Raw genomic sequence first — 17,764 nt, forward strand, 5'->3', positions numbered from 1 at the left:
CCGTCACCGTAACCCGGCCGGGCCCCCCGTGGGGACGTCTCCCGGCCGGTCAGCGGGTCAGTTCGACCTCGCTGATCGTGGCCTCGTAGGACTGGGCACCGGAGGTACCCAGGCGGGTGATCCACACCAGGACGTACCCGGACTCCCGCGGGTCATCGATCGTCACGGTCGCCGACCCGTCGCGGACGGTGCCCGCTCCGAGACGGGTGGTCTCGTCGAGTGACTCCGGAGAGGCACCGGGCGCGGACCGCACCTCGAAGCGCACGCCGTCATCCCCCGATCGGAGCACCACCCGTCGGACCTCCTGCTCACCGTCCAGTGTGAGCATCAACCCGATACCCGGCTTGTAGGCCGACGGGCCGTCGCCGATCTGGGATCGGTAGGCGTCGCTGGACCACGAGGTGGACCGGTCACCGTCGACCACGTTGGGGGCATCCGCCGAGTTCTCCGCGACGCCGTTCGAGGACGAGGGCTGCCAGGTGGTGACGGTCGACACGGAGACCGGGGTGGTCGGGGTGGCCTCCTCCGCCTCGTCCGCCTCGTCCCCGGTGTCACCTGCGGCGGAGTCATCGGCCGCGGGCTCGGCGGTCTGGGCGGCGCGACTGGCCTGGGCGGCCCGTTCGATCGCGTCGAGCTGCTGTGAGAGCGGGGTGTCGTTGCGGGTGCCGCCGAACCCCCCGAGCATCCACGTGAACAGCAAGGCGATCACCACGACCGCGGCTGCGCCGGTCCCGGCCATGATCTGCCAGCGGCGCTTCTGGACCTCCGGGTCCGGCTCGCTGTACGGCGCGGGTTCGAAACCCGCCTCCGCCGAGGACCACTCCGCCGAGGACCACTCCCCCGACGACCACTCCCCCGACGTCCATCCCGTCGTCGCGGCGCCCGCCGGGTAGGCGACCCGGGAGGAGGCCCCGGGGGCGGCGCGCCGCGGCCCGCCGACGCGATCGGTCACCATCGCCCTCACGGTGGCCGCCGAGCTGACCGACGACCCGTCGAGAGACCGCATGGCCAGCACCGCGGATTCCGGCGCCACCCCGGTACCGGCCACCGTGGGGTCGAGGACCTCGTCGTCGTCGTCCCTCCGGGCGGGACCGGGCCGACCGTCGGTCGGTTCGTACAGATCGGAACCCTCGGGCAGCGGGAGCGGCCACGCACCGGTGAGCAGCGCATAGAGGGTAGCGCCCAGGCCCCGCACGTCGGACCGGGCGTCGTCCCCCTCGCGGACCCCGGGGAAGGCCAGGACGGCGCGCCCGTCCTCGGTGAGACGGATTCGGTCCGGCGAGTCGAGGCCCAGGGTCAGGCCCACCTCCTCGGCACGGGTCGCGGCGTCCGCCAGACCCCACACCGCACCCACGGCGGAGTCGGGGTCCGGCTCGGCCACGGCCGCGGCGAGACTGCGTCCGGGGATCCACTCCGAGACCACGATGCCGCCCGCGCGGCCGCGGATGACGTCGAGCACGCGCGCCGACCCGTCCGCGTAGACCGTGGTGAGCGCGACGGTACGGTCGAGCACCCCCGTCGCCGAACCCGGGGGCTGCTCGCCGGGGAGCGGGTCGACGAAGGTCAGGGCGACGAACCTCCCCAGGCGCCGGTCGCGGGCCTTCCAGAAGGACTGGCCGGCGACACCACCGCACGGTTCGAGGAGCTCGTACCTGCCGCCGGAGACCAGGCCTCCGACGGTCAGACGCGGTGGCGACGAGGCGGTGTCCGGTGCCGGGGCTCCAGTCTGTTCACCCACCCGTTGACCCTCCTCGCCTGGTGCGGCAGCCCGTCAGGAGGCGCCGCTCGTGATCCCTGAGTGTACGTACCGGCCCCGCGTGGATTCGACTATCTCCTCAGACGCCCCACGAGTCCGCGGAGAACGGGGGTGATCGAGTCGAGTTCCGGCAACCGGGACCGCGACAGGATCAGACCGGTCACCGCGAGGGTGATGACGGCGGCGACACCGGCACGCAGGACGAACCCGATGCTTCCGACGGCGTCGGTGAGGGCGTCCATCGGCAGGATCGTGTCCACCGCGAGTGCGACCAGGGCGCCGACGATCGACGCGCCGAGGGTCCACGAGGCCGACCGGAGGGTCTCGCGACCACGCAGGGACCCCAGTTTCGACCGCAGCAGGACGAACCCGGCGACGGCGCCGACGACCCAGCCGATGCCGTTGGCCAGGGCCAGGCCGATCACCACGTGGGACCGCTGGTCGGCGACCACGGGGACGAGGAGCGACAGGACCACGCGGACGACCGTGATCGCGAGGATCATCGCCGTCGGCGTCCAGTAGTCCTCGCGGGCGTAGAACACCCGCTGCTGCAGCAGGACCACGGCGTAGGGCACCAGCGTGAACGCGCCGAAGGTCAGGGTCAGGCCGAGCACCTGGGCGCTCTCGGCGTCGAAGTTCCCGTAGCGGAACAGGCCGGTGGCGATCGTCGGGCCGAACGCGGTCATGAACGCGATGATCGGCAGCAGCCCGAACAGGGACAGCCGCGTCCCCAGCGAGATGTCCCGCACCACCGCGTCGTTGCGGCCGGCCACCCCGTTGTCCGCCAGGCGGGGGTTGATGGCGGTGAGCAGGGTGACGCCGATGATCCCGTACGGGACCTGCAACAGCAGCCAGTAGGTCTGGTAGATGGCGATGGCGGCCTCGTCCGCAGCCGACCCGATGCGGTTGGTCATGACCAGACCGACCTGCGAGATGAGGACATAGGTCACACCGGCGACGGCGTGCCCGCCGAACTGCTTGATGCGGGGGTCCAGACCCCACTGGGGGCGCAGGTCCACGCCCGCGCGACGCAGGGCCGGCACCAATACCGCCGCCTGCAGCACCACGCCCAGGGTGGTGCCCAGGCCCAACAGCAGGATGGGCGCGCTGAGCAGGTTGACCGGCGCGGCCGGGTCGATGCCGCTGCCGACCACCGCGAACAGCACCAGTGTCGCGATGGCCACCAGGTTGTTCCACACCGGCGCCCACGCCCCGGGACGGAAGACACCGTTGTAGTTGAGGATCGCGAGCATCACCGAGAACACGCCGTAGAAGAAGATCTGCGGCAGCAGCAGGAACGCGAACGCGGTGGCCAGGTTCGTGTTGACCTCGCCGTCGCCCAGGTTGAGCTCGGTGAGCAGCGGCGCGCACGCCACCGCCACGACGGTCGCCCCCAGTGCCAGGACCGAGGTCACGGTGAGCAGGCGACGGATGAAGGACACGCCCCCGTCCTCGTCCTCCTGCGCGGCCTTGGCCAGCAGCGGCATGAACATCGCGGTGAGCACCGAACCCAGGACGAGCTCGGTGATCATGTTGGGCAGCGTGTTGGCGGTGTTGAAGGCCGACGCCACGGCGGGGCCGAGCACGGTGAGGATGAGGATCATCCGGACGAACCCGGTGATGCGGCTCGCGAGGTTGGCCACGGCCATCGATCCCGTCGAGCGCATCACCGACGCGTCGGAGGAGTCGCGGTTCCGTGCCCCGGTCCCCCCGCCGGGCGTCGCCGGGCCCGCTGCGGACCGCTCCGGGGTCGGGGCGATCGGCCGCGCGATCGGCCGCTCGATCGACGGCGCGGGCGCGGCGTCCGGGATGAACGAGTCGGCGACCGGCGGCGGGGAGGCCGGGCCCGGCAGCACGCAACTGCCCGCCTCACGGCGTCGGCCGCGGAGGCCGGGATCCGGTCTGCGCAGTTCGGGTCCGGGGGACCCCTGCTCGTCGTTCACGGTCGGTGCCCTTCGTCCGCGGGGTCGAGGATGCCCCGACGGTAGCGCAGGTACCGCCGGCCCCCGAGGACGAGGGCGAGGGCGGCCGCGGCCAACGCGAACGCCTGGGCGACCGGGTAGCCACCGGTCTGGACGGACAGCTCCACCGGCTCCGACAGCGGGCGCCCGTCGGGACCCTCGAGGACGAACGCCACGGTGTGGCGTACGCCGCCCTCGGCATCGGACTGGGTGGGCACCTGCAGGGTCCGCGACCCCGAGGCCGGGATCTGGACGACCCCCACCGGCTCCACCGTGATGTCGTCCGGCGCGGTGACGGTGACGCCGACGCGCACCGGGAACGGCAACGCGTTCCGGGTCACCAGCAGCAGTGGGCTGTTGGGGCTGGCCATGGTGAACACGCTGCCGGGCGGCAGCAGGTCCACCCTGCCGAGCGAGCGGGAGACCGTCTGCTCGAGGCGGTCGAGGCGCTCGGCGGTGGCGGCGCGGGCGTCCGCCCCGGAACCGGACCCGGGTGACGTGCCGTCTCCCCCCGCCCGCCGGCCGGTCTCCGACAGGGCCCGGAGGGCTTCGGTCATCATCGGGTCGAGGTGGCCCTCGGCGTCCGCCGAGGTGGGATCGGCGGCGTCGACCAGTGACCGCAGCGTGCCGATCCCCCGCAGGGCGTCGGAGACGCGACGGTCCACCCCGGCCAGGTCCACGGCCCCCGGGTCGACGGCGCCCGTGGGGTCGTCCGCCAGGGATCCGTCCGGGACGGTGACCGGTCCGGCCAGGCGCTCGGTGAGCGGCACCGCGCGCATCCTCCCCGCCGCCAGTTGGGCGCCGAGGGTCTCCAGCAGCGAGCCGGCGGCCTCGCCGTCGACGCTCCACACCTGCGGCGGCACGGCCAGGACCCCCTGACCGTCGGACGGGCCCGAGGGGTCGGTGTCGGCAGCGGGACCGGTGCCCGCGGAAGGCCCGGCGCCGGCCGCGCCGGCGGCCTCGAGCGGGGCGATGGGGGCGGGCCCGGCGTCGATGGCGTCCACGACCGGCGCGAGGAGCGCGGCCCTCGCGTTCTGGAGTCGGGCCGCCGCGGAGTCGGCGGTCAGCCAGTACCGGGTGTCGGGGTCGGAATAGCGCGGGTTCTCCGGCGCGGACCCGGTCGCGGCGAGGGCCGCCCCGATCGGCGCCGAGTATGTCAGCGCGCGTCCGCCGTCGGTCCCGGCCAACCCCACCATCCCGGGGGGCGGGACGATACCGGTGTCGGTCCGCGTCGACGGGGTCGCCACCACGGCGGTGGCGCCGGGCTCCCCCAGTGCCTCGGCGGTGCCGGGCAGCAGGGTCCCGGACGCGGGGACCAACACGTCGGGGATCGGGGACACCCCGAGGATCCGCTCCACGGAATCGTCGCTGTCCAGCGCGGCCCGGGTGAGCTCGGTGGACCCCACCGCGCCGACCGCCTCGAGGCCGGCCTGGGCGGCCGGCAGCGTCACCACGCAGGTGCCCTCGGCCAGCGCCCGCAGCTCGTCCAGCCAGCGTTCGGCGTCGGCTTCCACCGCCCCGGGATCGGCGGGGGCGGACCGCTCCGGGTCCTCCCGGCCGCCGCGGTTCCGCCCGGAGGAACCCCCGTCGTCGCCGCCGGTGCCGTTCCCGATGAGCACGGCGCGGCCGTCGGCGATCTCGGACACGGTCCCCAGCAGCTCCGGGTCCACGCCCAGGCACACCGCCTGTCGCAGGTCCTGCCCGCCGGGCCCGTCGAACGCGTCGTCGGCCGCCCGGACCAGCCCGGTGAGCCGACCGCCCTCGGACAGCTCGCGCAGGAGCGAGTCGTCGGTCAACGCGACCACCGGGTCCGGGCCTTCCGCTCCGGGCACCGTCGCGATCCGCGTGGGTGCCGCCGCCAGCGGCCACATCATGGTCAGCGGGACCGGAGTCGGGCCCCGCCCGTCCGCCGGCCCGGGTGCGACCACCTCGTCGTCGTCGTCGATCCCCGGTAGGGCCGCCGGCTGCGGCGCCTCGAGCACGGGCAACTGGGTGCGGGCGTCGTCGAGTCGCGCGGGCGACCCGCCCTCCGGGGTGCCGTTGACGTTGACGAGGAGCGGATAGATGCCGGGTTCGGTCAGCTGCAGGTCAGGGGCCGGGTCGCCGGGGATCTCCCGGGCCGGCATGGACACGCGGTACGGCACGGACTGCCCCGGCGCCACGGTCTCGGCCACCCGCAGGAACTCGCCGCGGACCGCGAACGACGGCTCGGACCACACCAGCGGTTCGCGCACCGCCTCCGCGTCGGCGGCGCGGGGCCCGCGCTGGAGCCGGACGTCGACCGACTCGAGGGGGATGTCGCCGACGTTGGTGATGGTGCCGGACACCGTGACAACGGGGACCCCGGACTCGGTGCCGACCGCGACCCGGCCCCCGCCACCCGCCCCGCCCGGGCCCCCCGCCCCGTCGAGGACGGTCGGGGAGATCTCGTCGATGGTGATCCGGGCCAGTGTCGGCGCCGGGTTGGGGATGTACCCGGCCGCCGCGGCCTCCGCGGGGGTGATCGCGCCGGCCGGCTGGACACCCCACAGCGGGACGAACGCCAGCGCCGCACACAGTGCCGTCGGGACGACCGCCCGGACTGCGCGCCCAACCGGCCGCCCGGTCACGGCCCGGACTCCTCCGGCGCGTGGTCGCGAGGGGTGACGCCGTGCGCCCCGGTGCGGCGGACCGGCTCGGGGCCGTCCGCCCGGCGGGACGGGTCCACCATCTGCGCGTCGGCGGGCGGGGGATTGTCGCCGGCCAGTTCGGCGCGCGCGAAGTCCGGGAGCAGGGTGCGGGCGGACTCGACCAGTCGCCGCTCGTCCGGGTACGCGAGGCGCCGGGGCAGGTCGTCGAACGCGAACCAGGCGACCTCGGTGATCTCCGGGTCCTCGTCGCACAACTCGCCGTGGTCGTAGCGGACGAGGTGGTGGTGGACGGTCTTGTGGATGCGCCGGCCCTCGGCGACGAACCAGTAGTCGATGGTGCCCAGCGGGGCCAGGACGGTGCCGTCGACACCGGTCTCCTCGAGTACCTCGCGCCGGGCCGTCTCCGCGACGGTCTCCCCCGGCTCGATGTGCCCCTTCGGCATGGACCACAGCATGCGGCCTCGGCGGTCCAGCCGACCGATGAGGGCGACCTCCAGCCGGGACAGGTCGGGCTCAGGTCCCTTCCCCGCCTCCGCGAGGTTCCGGACCACCAGGCCGCCGGCCGAGGTCTCCAGCACCGTCTTGAGTCGCTGGCCACCGCGGGGATGCCGCGCGCCCCCGCGACCGCCGCGGGCGTTCTTGGCGCCGGCCTTGCCGCCCTGGTGGGTGCCGGGCTTGGTGGTCTTGGCCGCGGCCTTGGACCCGCCCTTGCCACCGGCCTTGGAGCCGGTCTTGGACCCGGTGCCGCCGCCGGCCTTCGCGGGCCCGGACGTGCGGGTGGTGTTGGTGGAGCTCGCCTGGCCACCGCCGCCCGACTTGGACCGGCCGGGCTGACGCGGGTGACGGGGGGCCTGGCGGGAGGTGGCGCCGGCGGTGCCGTCGCCGGTCTTCACCGTGTGGGTGGCGTCGGGGCTCGACGGCTGATTCTGGTTCTCGGGTGCGCGGCCCTGTCCCCGACCGCCGCGCCGACCGCGTCCGCCGCGGCGGCGACGCCGTCCCTGCCGGGACTGACCGTCGCCGGAGGGGCCGGTGGAGCCGGTGGGCCCGGACTGGCCCCCCTGGCCGGACTTCTGACCCGGCTTCTGACCGCCGCCCCCGGCGTCCCGGGGCGCCGGTTTCTGCTTGTCGCCCTGCGCGCTGCGCTGGCCGTCGGACCCCTTCGCGGCAGCGCTGTCCCGCTTCTGACCTGCGGCGTCGCGTCCCGCGGCGCCGGGTCCGGCGGGCCGACGCGCACGACGACGCCGCGGCGCGTTGGCGCGCGGTTCGGCGGGACGATCGGCTTCGGACACCCATCGATGCTACCGGCCGGGGGTGAGTGGACCGGAATCCACGGCGCGCCGCGGCCCGGCCGCGTGCGGGTCAGGCCCCGAGCGCCGGACCGACGACCCGCCAGGAATCCCGCAACTCGCGGGTGAACAGGGCGAAGGTGTGGGCGCCGCTCGGGTAGCGGTCATAGGTGAAGGGCACGCCGCCGTCCCGCAGCGCGCGGGCCATGTGGCGGGTGCCCAGGTCGGCGGCGAGCTCCGTCGGCGCCCCGATGGCGAAGGTCGCCGACCCGATCTCCGGCGAGTCGTGCGGGCCGGGGTTGCCGGGGGCGGACGCGAGGTAAAGGGCGGTGCCGCGGAGGCGCTCGACATGGTGGGAGGGGTCGTGTGCGAGCCAGGCCGGGTCGTCCGGCGGGCCGAACGCGTTGTGGACGTTGCCGCCGCCGCGCGCGACCATGGCGGTCATGGCGGCGCGACCGAACGGAGTGGAGACCTCGGGGAATCCGGACAGGGACGCGGCGGCGGCGTAGTGGTGTCGGCTCCGCGCGGCGAGGGTCAGCGCCGGGCCGCCGGACATGGACACGCCGATCACGCCGCGGGTGCCGTTCAGGGCGTGGGCGCCGGCGAGCGCGGCGGGTAGTTCGGAGTCGAGGAAGGTGTGCCAGCGGTTGACGCCGAGGACGGGGTCCTCGCGCTGCCAGTCGGTGTAGAGGCTGAACCGGCCGCCCTCCGGGCTGGCGACCAGGACGTGTTTGTCGGCGAAGAAGTCCTCGTAGTCGGTGTGATAGGCCCAGCCGACGTGGTCTTCTCCCCCGCCCACGCCGTTGAGCAGGAGCAACAGCGGTGCCGGCGACGGGCTCGCGGGGAGGAGGAGGAACGTGGGGACGGCCTTGGCCATGGACGGGGACCACACGTCGGCGAGCACCTTGCGGCCCTCGACCGGTTGGACGCGCAGGATCTGTGGCCGCGAGGTGTCGGCCGGGGGCGGCGCGGTGGGGCGGGGCGAGGTGGTGAATCCGAGGGCCGTGGAGGTGTCGACGCCGCCGGCGGACTGCGCGCCTGCGAGCGGGTGGACCGCGCCGGTCAGCGCCACCGCGGCCGTGAGCGCGACGGCCGTCGGTGCGATGCGCCGACGGGTGGGTGACGGGCGTGGGTATATACGACGACGACGAGACACACCCGTCACTCTAGATCGCTTCTGTATCACGGGACAGAATGTCGGTCTCGTGGCGGCCGGGGACGGTCCCGCGGCGGCGGGCGCGGCTAGAGTCCGCGGTATGAGCTCTGGCCCGTCCACCCACGCCCTGGTCCTGCGACACCGGGCCAAGCCGGGCCGTCGCGACCAGTTGATCGAGGTGTGGCGCCGGCACATGCCCGAGGCCGTCCAGGCCAACGACGGGCACCGGGCCTATGTGCTGTGCGCGTCCCACGTGGATCCGGACGTGATGGTGGTGTTCCAGCACTACCGGGACGCCGCGGCCGCCCAGGAGTTCCTCGGTAACCCCGCCTACCTGCGATACCTGGAGGAGTCGAGCCCGCTGCTGAGCGGCCCGCCCGAGGTGGAGGCCGTGGACCCGCTGTGGTCGAAGGTCGTCGCGGCGGGTGGGTGAGGCGGCGCGCCGGGCATTCCGGCAGCGCATCCGGCCCGGATGCGCTGCCTTGTCGACTTGCGCGCCCCGAATGGTCCATTCCCGCAGCATGACCCGGTGATCGGCGTACATTCCGGCAGCAGAGGTCGGCGAGGCGGTGTACCCGGGACTGCGTGTGCCGGCGGTGCCCCCGCCCGGCCGCCGGCGCGGCCCTGCCCACTCGTGGACCCGGCTCACACCGGGCCCATCCGGCCCACGGGGCTGATCCCGCCCGGCCCCGAGCGCGCGGGTCAGGGATTGTCGGGCCCACTCGGTAAAGTCGGGCCCGTGACAGCCCGCAGACCGACCCCCGACCGCAGTGCCGCCGACAGCAGCGCCGCCGCCGAACGATCCGCCTCCGATCGACACGACGCCGCGGTGTTCTCGGCGTTGCAGGACGGACCGGGTTCCCGGCCCGACCCGGCGGAGGTCGAGGCGCGCCGGGTCCGGTTGCTCGCGGGCGCCCAGACCACGATGAACGACCTGGCCGACGTGCTGGCCCCACTCGCGACGGCGTTCGGTGGCGCCGGGCACGAGCTCTACTTGGTGGGTGGCAGTGTCCGCGACGCCGTGCTCGGCCGACTGGGCACCGACCTGGACTTCACCACGGACGCCCGGCCCGAGACGGTGCGGGCCATCCTCGACGACTACGCGGACGCGGTGTGGGACACCGGGATCGAGTTCGGCACGCTGTCGGCCGTCAAGCGGGACGGTGGCGGGATCGAGCAGCAGATCGAGATCACCACGTTCCGTGCCGACTCCTATGACGGGGTGACCCGGAACCCCGAGGTCGTCTTCGGTGACACCCTCGACGGTGACCTGATCCGGCGCGACTTCACGGTCAACGCCATGGCGGTGCGTCTGCACCCGGACGGGCGCCAGGAGTTCGTCGACCCCCTGAACGGGATGGACGCCCTGCTCGCCGGCGTCCTGGACACCCCGGCCGCACCGGAGCAGTCGTTCTCCGACGACCCGCTGCGCATGCTGAGGGCCTGCCGGTTCGTCTCCCAGCTGGGGTTCACCCTCGCGCCGCGGGTGTTCCGTGCGATGGCGGAGATGACCGGGGAGATCGACCGCATCACCGTCGAACGGGTGCGGACCGAACTCGACAAGACCATCCTCGGCGACTACCCGATCGACGGCATCAACATGCTGTGCGAGGCCGGGTTGGCCGACCGGGTGTTGCCCGAGGTGCCCGGCATGAAGCTCGAGCGCGACGAGCACATGCAGCACAAGGACGTGTACTGGCACTCGCTCACGGTGCTCAAGCAGGCCATCGACCTCGAACCCGAGGGGCCCGACCTGGTGCTCCGCTGGGCGGCGTTGCTGCACGACGTGGGCAAGCCCGCCACACGGGCGCCCAAGCCCGGCGGCGGCGTGACCTTCCACCACCACGAGGTGGTCGGCGCGAAGATGGTGCGCAAGCGCATGCGTGCGCTCAAGTACTCCAAACAGATGATCGAGGACGTCTCCGGCCTGGTGTTCCTCCACCTGCGCTTCCACGGGTACGGCGAGGGTCAGTGGACGGACTCCGCGGTGCGCCGCTACGTCTCCGACGCCGGACACCTGCTCCCGCGCCTGCACCGGCTGGTCCGGGCGGACTGCACGACCCGCAACAAGCGGCGGGCGGCCAAGCTGCAGGCCAACTACGACTCGCTGGAACGGCGGATCGCCGAGATCGAGGAGAAGGAGGACCTCGCGCGGGTCCGCCCCGACCTCGACGGCAACGAGATCATGACGCTGCTCGACCTCAAGCCGGGGCCCGATGTCGGTCGCGCGTGGGCGTATCTCAAGGAGTTGCGCCTCGACCGCGGCCCGCTCGACCGGGATGAGGCCGAGGCCGCGCTCCTGAGCTGGTGGGCGGGACAGAACGAACCGCAGCAGAACGGCGGGTCCGGGGGCTCCGCCGAGCAGAACGGCGACCCGGCATGATTGGCGGAGCGGTCGACCGCTACCTCGGTTCGGCCGCTGCGCGGGTCGTCGTCGCCGTCCTCGCCGTCGTCGGCACGCTGCTGCACACCGTCGGAATCCCGGGGCTGCAGCAGACCCCGCCGTACCGCATCGACCTCGACGTCTACCGCGTCGGCGGGCAGGTGTTCCGCGACGGTGGCGACCTCTACGGCGAGCTGCCGCAGCTCGCCCAGGGCGCCCACCTGCCGTTCACCTATCCCCCGCTGTCGGCGCAGCTCTTCTCACTGCTCACGCTGGTGCCGTTGGCGGTCGCGTCCGCGCTGATCACGCTGGCGACCATCGCGGTGCTGGCCTATGTCGTGCACCTGGTGCTCACGCGCACGTGCGAACGCCCGCAGCGGGAGTTGTGGTGGCTCACGGCAGCCATCGTGGCGGTGGCACTGTGGTTCGGCCCGGTGCGCGAGACGATCGGGTTCGGGCAGGTCAACGTCTTCCTCATGGCGCTGGTGCTGGTCGACGTGATCCGCGGCCGCGGCCGCTGGTGGGGCGGCACCCTCACCGGGTTGGCGATGGCCATCAAGCTCACCCCGGCGGTGTTCCTGCTGTACTTCGTGCTGCGGCGCGACTGGCGTGGGCTGGCCACGGCGGTCGTCTCGGCGCTGGCGTTCACCGGGATCGGGCACCTGCTCACCCCGGACGACTCCGCCCGCTACTGGACCTTCGCCATCCGCGACCCGGCCCGGATCGGCGGTCTGGCGTTCACGTCCAACCAGTCGGTGAACGGGTTCGTGCACCGACTCGGCTTCGAGGACACCGCCGCGTCGGTCGCGTGGTTCGTGGTGTCCGCGGCGATCGGCCTGGGGATCGCGTGGGTGGCGTGGCGGTTGCTGCGGTCCGGCCACGAGGTGGCCGCCGCGGTCGCCGTGGGTCACGTGGCCCTGTTCTGCTCGCCCGTGTCATGGGGACACCACTGGGTGTGGGCGGTGCCCGCGGTCGTGCTCACCCTGGTGTGGGCCGACCGCGCGGGACGAGACGGCGACGACGACGAGCGCGGCTGGCTCGCCCTGGCCGGCAGCGGCGTGGTGATCTTCCTGGGCACGCCGCAGTGGTGGGTGCCGCACAGCGAGGGCCGCGAGCTCGGCTGGGGCCCGCTGGAGCACCTCGTCGGCAACGCCTACCTGATCTGGGCGGCGGTCTTCCTCGTCGTCGTCGGACTCCGGGCTTCCCGCCTCGGCCGCCCCGACCTGGGCGGCGATCCCGAACAGCCCGCGCTGCTCGTCAGGGCCACCGCGAGCAGCTGAGCGCCCGCCGTCAAGGCGGAATGGGGATCTGTGGAATGCGGTTCATCGCTCCACAGATCGCGGATCGGGGCTGGTCCGATCAGGGGCTCCCGGGACACGATTCTGGCCATGGACTACTTCTTCGGAGACGGCGTCGGGGACCCGACGCAGTGGCAGGGCGAGCCCGACCTCACCCTCGGAACCGGTGCCGCGGACGCGCTGTGGCTGGACTTCGACGGCGACGGATACGCCGACGACGCCCTGTGGGACTCGGACCTCGACGGCGCCGCCGACCGCGTGGTGACCGACGTGGGCACCGGCGCCCAGGCCGCCTACGCCGATGACGGCGGACGCGGCGTGTGGAACGTCTACGCCGGGGGAGCCGGCGCGCTCGCCGCGGGGTCCGTGGGCGGCGGGTCTGTCGGGGGCGGCTCGGTGGGCGGTGGATCAGTTGCCGCCGGCTCGGTGGGCGGTGGGTCTGTCGGCGCGGGGTCCGTCGGGGCGGGGTCGGTGGGGGGCGGCTCGCTCGGCATGGGGTCCGTCGGGGCCGGCTCCCTGGCGGCCGGATCGGTGCTGGCAGGAGCCGAGGGTGCGGGCGCGCTGATGGGCGGTTCGCTGGCCGCGGGGGCGGACGGGCTGGCCGCCGGCTCGGAGGCGATGGGCGGGCTGCCGGACTGGGGCGCCCTGCTGTCGGATGCCATCGGCGCGATCCACCACGGGTCGGCCGCTGCAGCGGATTCGGCCAGGTGGTCCACTCCCCCGGTCACGGAACCCGATCCGGTGCCGCCGCCCCCGCCGGTCGTGCACACCCCGGCCCCGGAACCCGCGCCGGTGCAGGGCGGGACCGTTCCCGAACCCGCGGAACCGGTCGTCGAGGATGACGGCTCCATCACCGTCGACACGGGCAGCGGGATGCTGTCCGTGGCGGACATGAACGGCGACGGGCGGCTCGACGCCGCGTTGCCGTTCGAACCGCCTCATCTCGAGCTCCCGCACATCGACGCGGGTTCGGTTGCCGGATCGCTCGACGTGGGGGTCATCGACGCCGGCGCGCTCGGCGGTGGCTCGATTGGCGACGACTCGGTTGGTGGTGGCTCGGCCGGTGGGGACGCCGGAGCTGTCGGTTCCGCCGCGGCGGGCTCGGCTGCGACGGGTTCCGCTGCCGCCGGGTCGATGGGCGCGGGTTCGGTCGGCGCAGGGAGCGTCGGCGCAGGTTCGGTCGGTGGCGGTTCCGTGGGTGGCGGCTCGGTGGGCGCAGGCTCGGTGGGTGGCGGTTCGGTCGCCGCGGGCTCTGTGGGCGGGGGCTCAGTCGGTGGTGGCTCGATCGGTGGCGGTTCGATCGCCGCGGGTTCGCTCGGGCTCGGCTCCTGACCTCGTGCGCGTGGCCACGAATGCCGCGATCACCGCGGCGACGGCGTACAGCGCGGCCGGGACCAGCATCAACGACACCGACCGTCCGTCGGCGGGCACCAGCGGCAGGACCGCGACCATCCCCACCACGAACGCCGAGTTGAACAGGGCGTCCTGCAGCGCGAAGACCCCGCCGCGGCGGGCGTCGGGGACGTCGGTCTGCATGGCGTTGTCCGCGACGAGCTTGACCACCTGGGCACCCAGACCGATCAACACCGCGCCCACGACCAGCGCCGTCGGATCGAGGGTCGGGCCGACCGCGAGCTGGGCGACCCCCGAGAGCACCGCGCCCGATGCCACGACGACGATCCGCCGCCGACGGGCGATGGCCCAGGGGGTGACGACGGCGGCCAGGCCCATTCCTGCGGCCACCGCCGCCGACATCAGTCCGAATCCGCCCATCCCGGCGACCACCGGGCCGCCCACGCCGCCGGACTCGGCGTCGCGCAGTAGCAGGATCGCCAGCATCGTGGTGATCCCGAACGCCGCCCGGCCGAGCGTCACGCCGGTCAGCGACACCCACACGAGGGCCGTGGACCGGGCGGCCCGGACGCCCTCGGCCAATCCACCGGCGAACAGGGACAGCGCATCTAGTGCCACGCCCCGGCCGGGATCAGCGCTGAGCTCGTCGTCGTCGGGTCCCAGGTGCCGGCGCGGCAGCGCCAGGATCGCCCACACCCCCACCAGCGCGGCGACCACGGACGGCACGAGGGTCCACGACACCGCGGCGTCCCCGGCGCCGAGGACGGCCAGGACGGCGAACGCCGCGACCGCGCCGACGGCCGTGATGATCGACCCCACGGTGACCAGAACCGAGTTGGCGCCGGCGAGGATCCGGTCGGGCACCACCTTGGGCATGGCCGCGGTCATTCCGGTGTTGATGAGGCGGCCGAGACCGATGGCCACGAGCGAGAGCGCGAACAACATCGCCAGGCCCGCCCCCGTGTGCACGGCGCCGGCGGCGACCAGCGCGATGGTCGCGACGATGGCCACCGTCCTGACCAGCGCCGCGACCGCGACGACGACCCGACGATCCCACCGGTCGAGCGCGGCGGCGACGAAGGGTCCGACGACCGAGTACGGCAGCAGCATAACGGCGAACCCGCCGACGATGGCGGCGGGCGTCGTCGCGGACTCGGGGCTGAACAGCACGATTCCGCCCAGCGCGGCCTGATGGATCCCCTCACTGAGCAGGGCGGCCAGGCGCGCCGTGGACAACCGGCCGAGGCCGTCCGACTCCCGCAGTGCGGCCGCCAGTCGTCCGCGCGGGGGGCCGACCGGATCGGCGGACAGTGAGGTCACGCGAATCACCGTAGCGCTCGCCGCACGAGCGGCGGCCACCGCGGCGGGACCCGATCGAGGGGACGCGCGTGTGGGTCGTCGGCGACGGGGGCATCATGGGGACATGGACACGGGACCGGACGATCTGGGCGGTGGCGGCCTGTTCGGCGACCGCCTCTACTCCGCGATGGACAAGCGTGACCCCGTCGCCGGTTCGCTGCTCATCGCGGCGCCCGACATGCCCGATCCCAACTTCCAGCGCGCGATCATCTACATGATCGAGCACGACCACTCGGGCTCCCTGGGCGTCGTCATCACCCGCCCGAGCGAGACCGAGGTGGAGTCGATCCTGCCCGCCTGGGCCGAGATCTGCGCTCCCCCGTCCGTCTTCCACATCGGGGGTCCGGTCAAACCCGACACCGGGATCGCGCTGGTGGTGCTCGGTTCCGGCGTGGACGGCGACCGGTTCGTCGGGCTCCAGCAGATCGAGGGTCGGGTGCACGTGGTGGACCTGGACAGCGACCCCGATCTCCTGCGCGACCACGTCGAAGGGATGCGGGTGTTCGTCGGATACACCGGCTGGGCCCCCGGACAGCTGCAGGACGAACTCGACCGCGGCGACTGGTACGTCGCCCCCAGCCTGCCCAGCGACCTGCTCGCCCCCGCCCGCGTCGACGTGTGGGGTGCGGTACTGCGGCGTCAGGAGATGCCGCTGCCGCTGTACGCCACCTTCCTGCAGGACGGGGACGTCAACTGACGGCCGGCGCCCCGGATGAGTCTCATTATATGGGATACAGTTTCTAGTTTGTGGGATCGAGTCTAGGCTCGTGCAGGTGGAGACGATGAAGCATGAGTCGACCGCGGTGACCCCGCGGCACTGGCTGGTGCTGGCGGTCGCCACGTTCGTCGCGGCGTCGGGCTCGGCGTTCGTCGTCGGCGTGGGCTTCCTGCTCCCCCACCTCACGACCGTCGAAGGGCTGTCACTCTCGCGGGCCGGGGTGCTGGTCGCGATGCCGCTGGTGGGGATGGCCACGGCGCTGATCGCGTGGGGTTGGCTCGTCGACCGGACGAGCGAGAAGCTGGTCCTGGTCTCCGGCTCGGTCGGTGCCGCGCTGGCCCTGGCAGCCGCACTGTTCGTCGAGTCGTTCACGCTGCTGGCGATCCTGTTGCTGGTCACCGGCGCCTTCACCGCCTCGGGGAACTCCGCGAGCGGGCGGCTGGTCGTCAGCTGGTTCCCGGCCCACCGCCGCGGGCTCGCCATGGGAGTCCGGCAGATGTCGCAGCCTGCCGGATCCGCGGTCGCGGCCATGACCTTGCCGCTCCTCGCGCAGTCGTACGGATTGGCCGCGGCCTTCGCGGTACCCCTGGTCATGGCCGTGGTCTCGGCGGTCGCGGCCCTCGTCGTCGTCACCGACCCGCCTGGCCACCTGGCTGCTCCCCCGTCGGCGCCGAGCGCCGCGGTTCCCACGGTGACCGGCACGGCGTCAGCGACCCGTCCCCCGGCGGACGGGTCGCCGTACCGCGGCTCGGACTACCTGGCCCGGGTGCACGGCGCGTCGGTGCTCCTCGTCCTGCCGCAGGGCATGCTGCAGGCGTTCCTGCTGGCGTGGCTCGTGCTGGGGCACGGCTGGTCGGCGGTCTCCGCGGGAATCGTGGTGACGGCGAGTCAGGTGCTCGGGGCGGTCGCCAGGATCGTGGCCGGCGCGGTGTCGGACCGCGTCGGATCGCGGATGAGACCCCTTCGCGCTGTGGCGATCTCGGTCACCGGCGGCCTGGCAGCCCTCGCTGTGGCCGAGGCGCTGGGAGCCCCCGGGGTGGTGGCCGTGACGCTCGGCGTGGTCGCGACCGTGCTCTCGGTATCCGACAACGGCCTGGCGTTCACCGCCGTCGCCGAATACGCCGGCCCGCGGTGGAGCGGGCGCGCGCTGGGCGTGCAGAACACCGCGCAGTTCGTGGCGATCGCGGCGTCCACTCCCCTGGTCGCTGCCGTGATCGAGGCGGTCGGCTACTGGCCGGTGTTCGCGGGCGCGGCGGTGGTCGCCGCGGTGGCGATCCCGCTGGTGCCGCGCGCAGACGTCGTGCGGGTCTGACGAGGGGCTGGCCGCGGGCCGGGCCTGCCCCGACGGCCGCTGAGTCAGGACGTCCCGGCCGGCAGGGGTTCGCCTCGGTACTGCCCCACCGACCACACGTTGCCCTCCGGGTCGCGGGCGGAGAAGGTGTGATCCCCGTAGTCGGTGTCGTGGAGCTCCATGACGATCTCGGCGCCCGCCGCCCGGGCGCGCTCGTAGACGACATCCGCGTCGGCGGTGACCACGTAGGCCAACCCGGTTCCCGGCGGCATCGCATGGGGATCATCCGGCCCCGGCCGTTGGTCACCGAGCATGACGCCGCCACCCTCGGGCCACAGCAGTTCGGCGTGCACGATGCGGCCGTCCTCGGCATGGGAGACGGTCTCGACGAAACCCAGGGCCTCGACCAACCAGTCGATGACGGCGCGGGCGTCCGAGCACCGGAAGCAGTGCCACACGGTGGGAGCGGGCTGGGTCCCGGGCTGGTGTGCGCTCATGCCCCGAGTCTGCGCCGACCGGCGCGAGCGCGGAAGGGCTCCGACGGGGGTGATGCCAAATCGTGGCTGGCTAGAC

13 protein-coding genes are annotated in these 17,764 nt (G+C 73.6%); 6 read left to right on the forward strand and 7 right to left on the reverse strand.

Annotation, left to right across the window (positions count from 1 at the left end; genetic code table 11):
* Nucleotides 1-49 precede the first annotated feature (49 nt).
* From Q2K20_RS15910 to Q2K20_RS15930, 5 genes are all read right to left on the reverse strand, one after another.
* On the reverse strand, nt 50-1,738 hold the full coding sequence (locus tag Q2K20_RS15910) for a protein kinase family protein (protein WP_269503301.1): 1,689 nt from the start codon (nt 1,736-1,738) through the stop codon (nt 50-52).
* 89 nt (nt 1,739-1,827) lie between these two features.
* Nucleotides 1,828-3,699, reverse strand: a complete 1,872-nt coding sequence (locus Q2K20_RS15915; protein ID WP_067720174.1) for a lipid II flippase MurJ — start codon at nt 3,697-3,699, stop codon at nt 1,828-1,830.
* On the reverse strand, nt 3,696-6,326 hold the full coding sequence (locus Q2K20_RS15920; protein WP_269503304.1) for a hypothetical protein: 2,631 nt from the start codon (nt 6,324-6,326) through the stop codon (nt 3,696-3,698). The genes Q2K20_RS15915 and Q2K20_RS15920 overlap by 4 nt, the downstream gene beginning before the upstream one ends.
* The gene (locus tag Q2K20_RS15925; protein WP_269503306.1) at nt 6,323-7,636 is read right to left on the reverse strand and encodes an NUDIX hydrolase; all 1,314 of its coding nucleotides are present in this window, start codon (nt 7,634-7,636) and stop codon (nt 6,323-6,325) included. The genes Q2K20_RS15920 and Q2K20_RS15925 overlap by 4 nt, the downstream gene beginning before the upstream one ends.
* Nucleotides 7,637-7,706: 70 nt before the next feature.
* Nucleotides 7,707-8,789 (reverse strand): alpha/beta hydrolase, encoded by a 1,083-nt coding sequence (locus Q2K20_RS15930; RefSeq protein WP_269503308.1) that lies wholly within the window; start codon nt 8,787-8,789, stop codon nt 7,707-7,709.
* Between the two features lie 100 nt (nt 8,790-8,889).
* Here Q2K20_RS15930 and Q2K20_RS15935 point away from each other — a divergent pair, with 100 nt between their 5' ends.
* From Q2K20_RS15935 to Q2K20_RS15950, 4 genes are all read left to right on the forward strand, one after another.
* Nucleotides 8,890-9,222, forward strand: a complete 333-nt coding sequence (locus tag Q2K20_RS15935; RefSeq protein ID WP_067720170.1) for a putative quinol monooxygenase — start codon at nt 8,890-8,892, stop codon at nt 9,220-9,222.
* Between the two features lie 396 nt (nt 9,223-9,618).
* A complete protein-coding gene (locus Q2K20_RS15940; RefSeq protein WP_269503399.1) occupies nt 9,619-11,172 on the forward strand; it encodes a CCA tRNA nucleotidyltransferase in 1,554 nt (517 codons plus the stop codon).
* Complete coding sequence (locus Q2K20_RS15945) at nt 11,169-12,452, forward strand: glycosyltransferase 87 family protein (RefSeq protein ID WP_269503312.1); 1,284 nt, start codon at nt 11,169-11,171, stop codon at nt 12,450-12,452. The genes Q2K20_RS15940 and Q2K20_RS15945 overlap by 4 nt, the downstream gene beginning before the upstream one ends.
* Nucleotides 12,453-12,560: 108 nt before the next feature.
* On the forward strand, nt 12,561-13,802 hold the full coding sequence (locus Q2K20_RS15950) for a hypothetical protein (RefSeq protein ID WP_269503314.1): 1,242 nt from the start codon (nt 12,561-12,563) through the stop codon (nt 13,800-13,802).
* Here Q2K20_RS15950 and Q2K20_RS15955 read toward each other — a convergent pair.
* Nucleotides 13,737-15,143, reverse strand: a complete 1,407-nt coding sequence (locus tag Q2K20_RS15955) for an MFS transporter (protein WP_269503316.1) — start codon at nt 15,141-15,143, stop codon at nt 13,737-13,739. The two genes, Q2K20_RS15950 and Q2K20_RS15955, sit on opposite strands and share 66 nt — an antisense overlap.
* 103 nt (nt 15,144-15,246) lie before the next feature.
* Here Q2K20_RS15955 and Q2K20_RS15960 point away from each other — a divergent pair, with 103 nt between their 5' ends.
* Both Q2K20_RS15960 and Q2K20_RS15965 read left to right on the forward strand, forming a co-directional pair.
* Entirely contained in the window at nt 15,247-15,879 is a 633-nt protein-coding gene (locus Q2K20_RS15960) for a YqgE/AlgH family protein (protein WP_067720162.1), read from the forward strand.
* A gap of 85 nt (nt 15,880-15,964) precedes the next feature.
* A complete protein-coding gene (locus tag Q2K20_RS15965) occupies nt 15,965-17,212 on the forward strand; it encodes an MFS transporter (protein WP_269503318.1) in 1,248 nt (415 codons plus the stop codon).
* Between the two features lie 44 nt (nt 17,213-17,256).
* Here Q2K20_RS15965 and Q2K20_RS15970 read toward each other — a convergent pair whose 3' ends face one another.
* A complete protein-coding gene (locus Q2K20_RS15970) occupies nt 17,257-17,688 on the reverse strand; it encodes a VOC family protein (protein WP_269503319.1) in 432 nt (143 codons plus the stop codon).
* Nucleotides 17,689-17,764 lie beyond the last annotated feature (76 nt).

Source organism: Dietzia sp. IN118, assembly GCF_032905965.1.
GTDB lineage: Bacteria > Actinomycetota > Actinomycetes > Mycobacteriales > Mycobacteriaceae > Dietzia > Dietzia kunjamensis.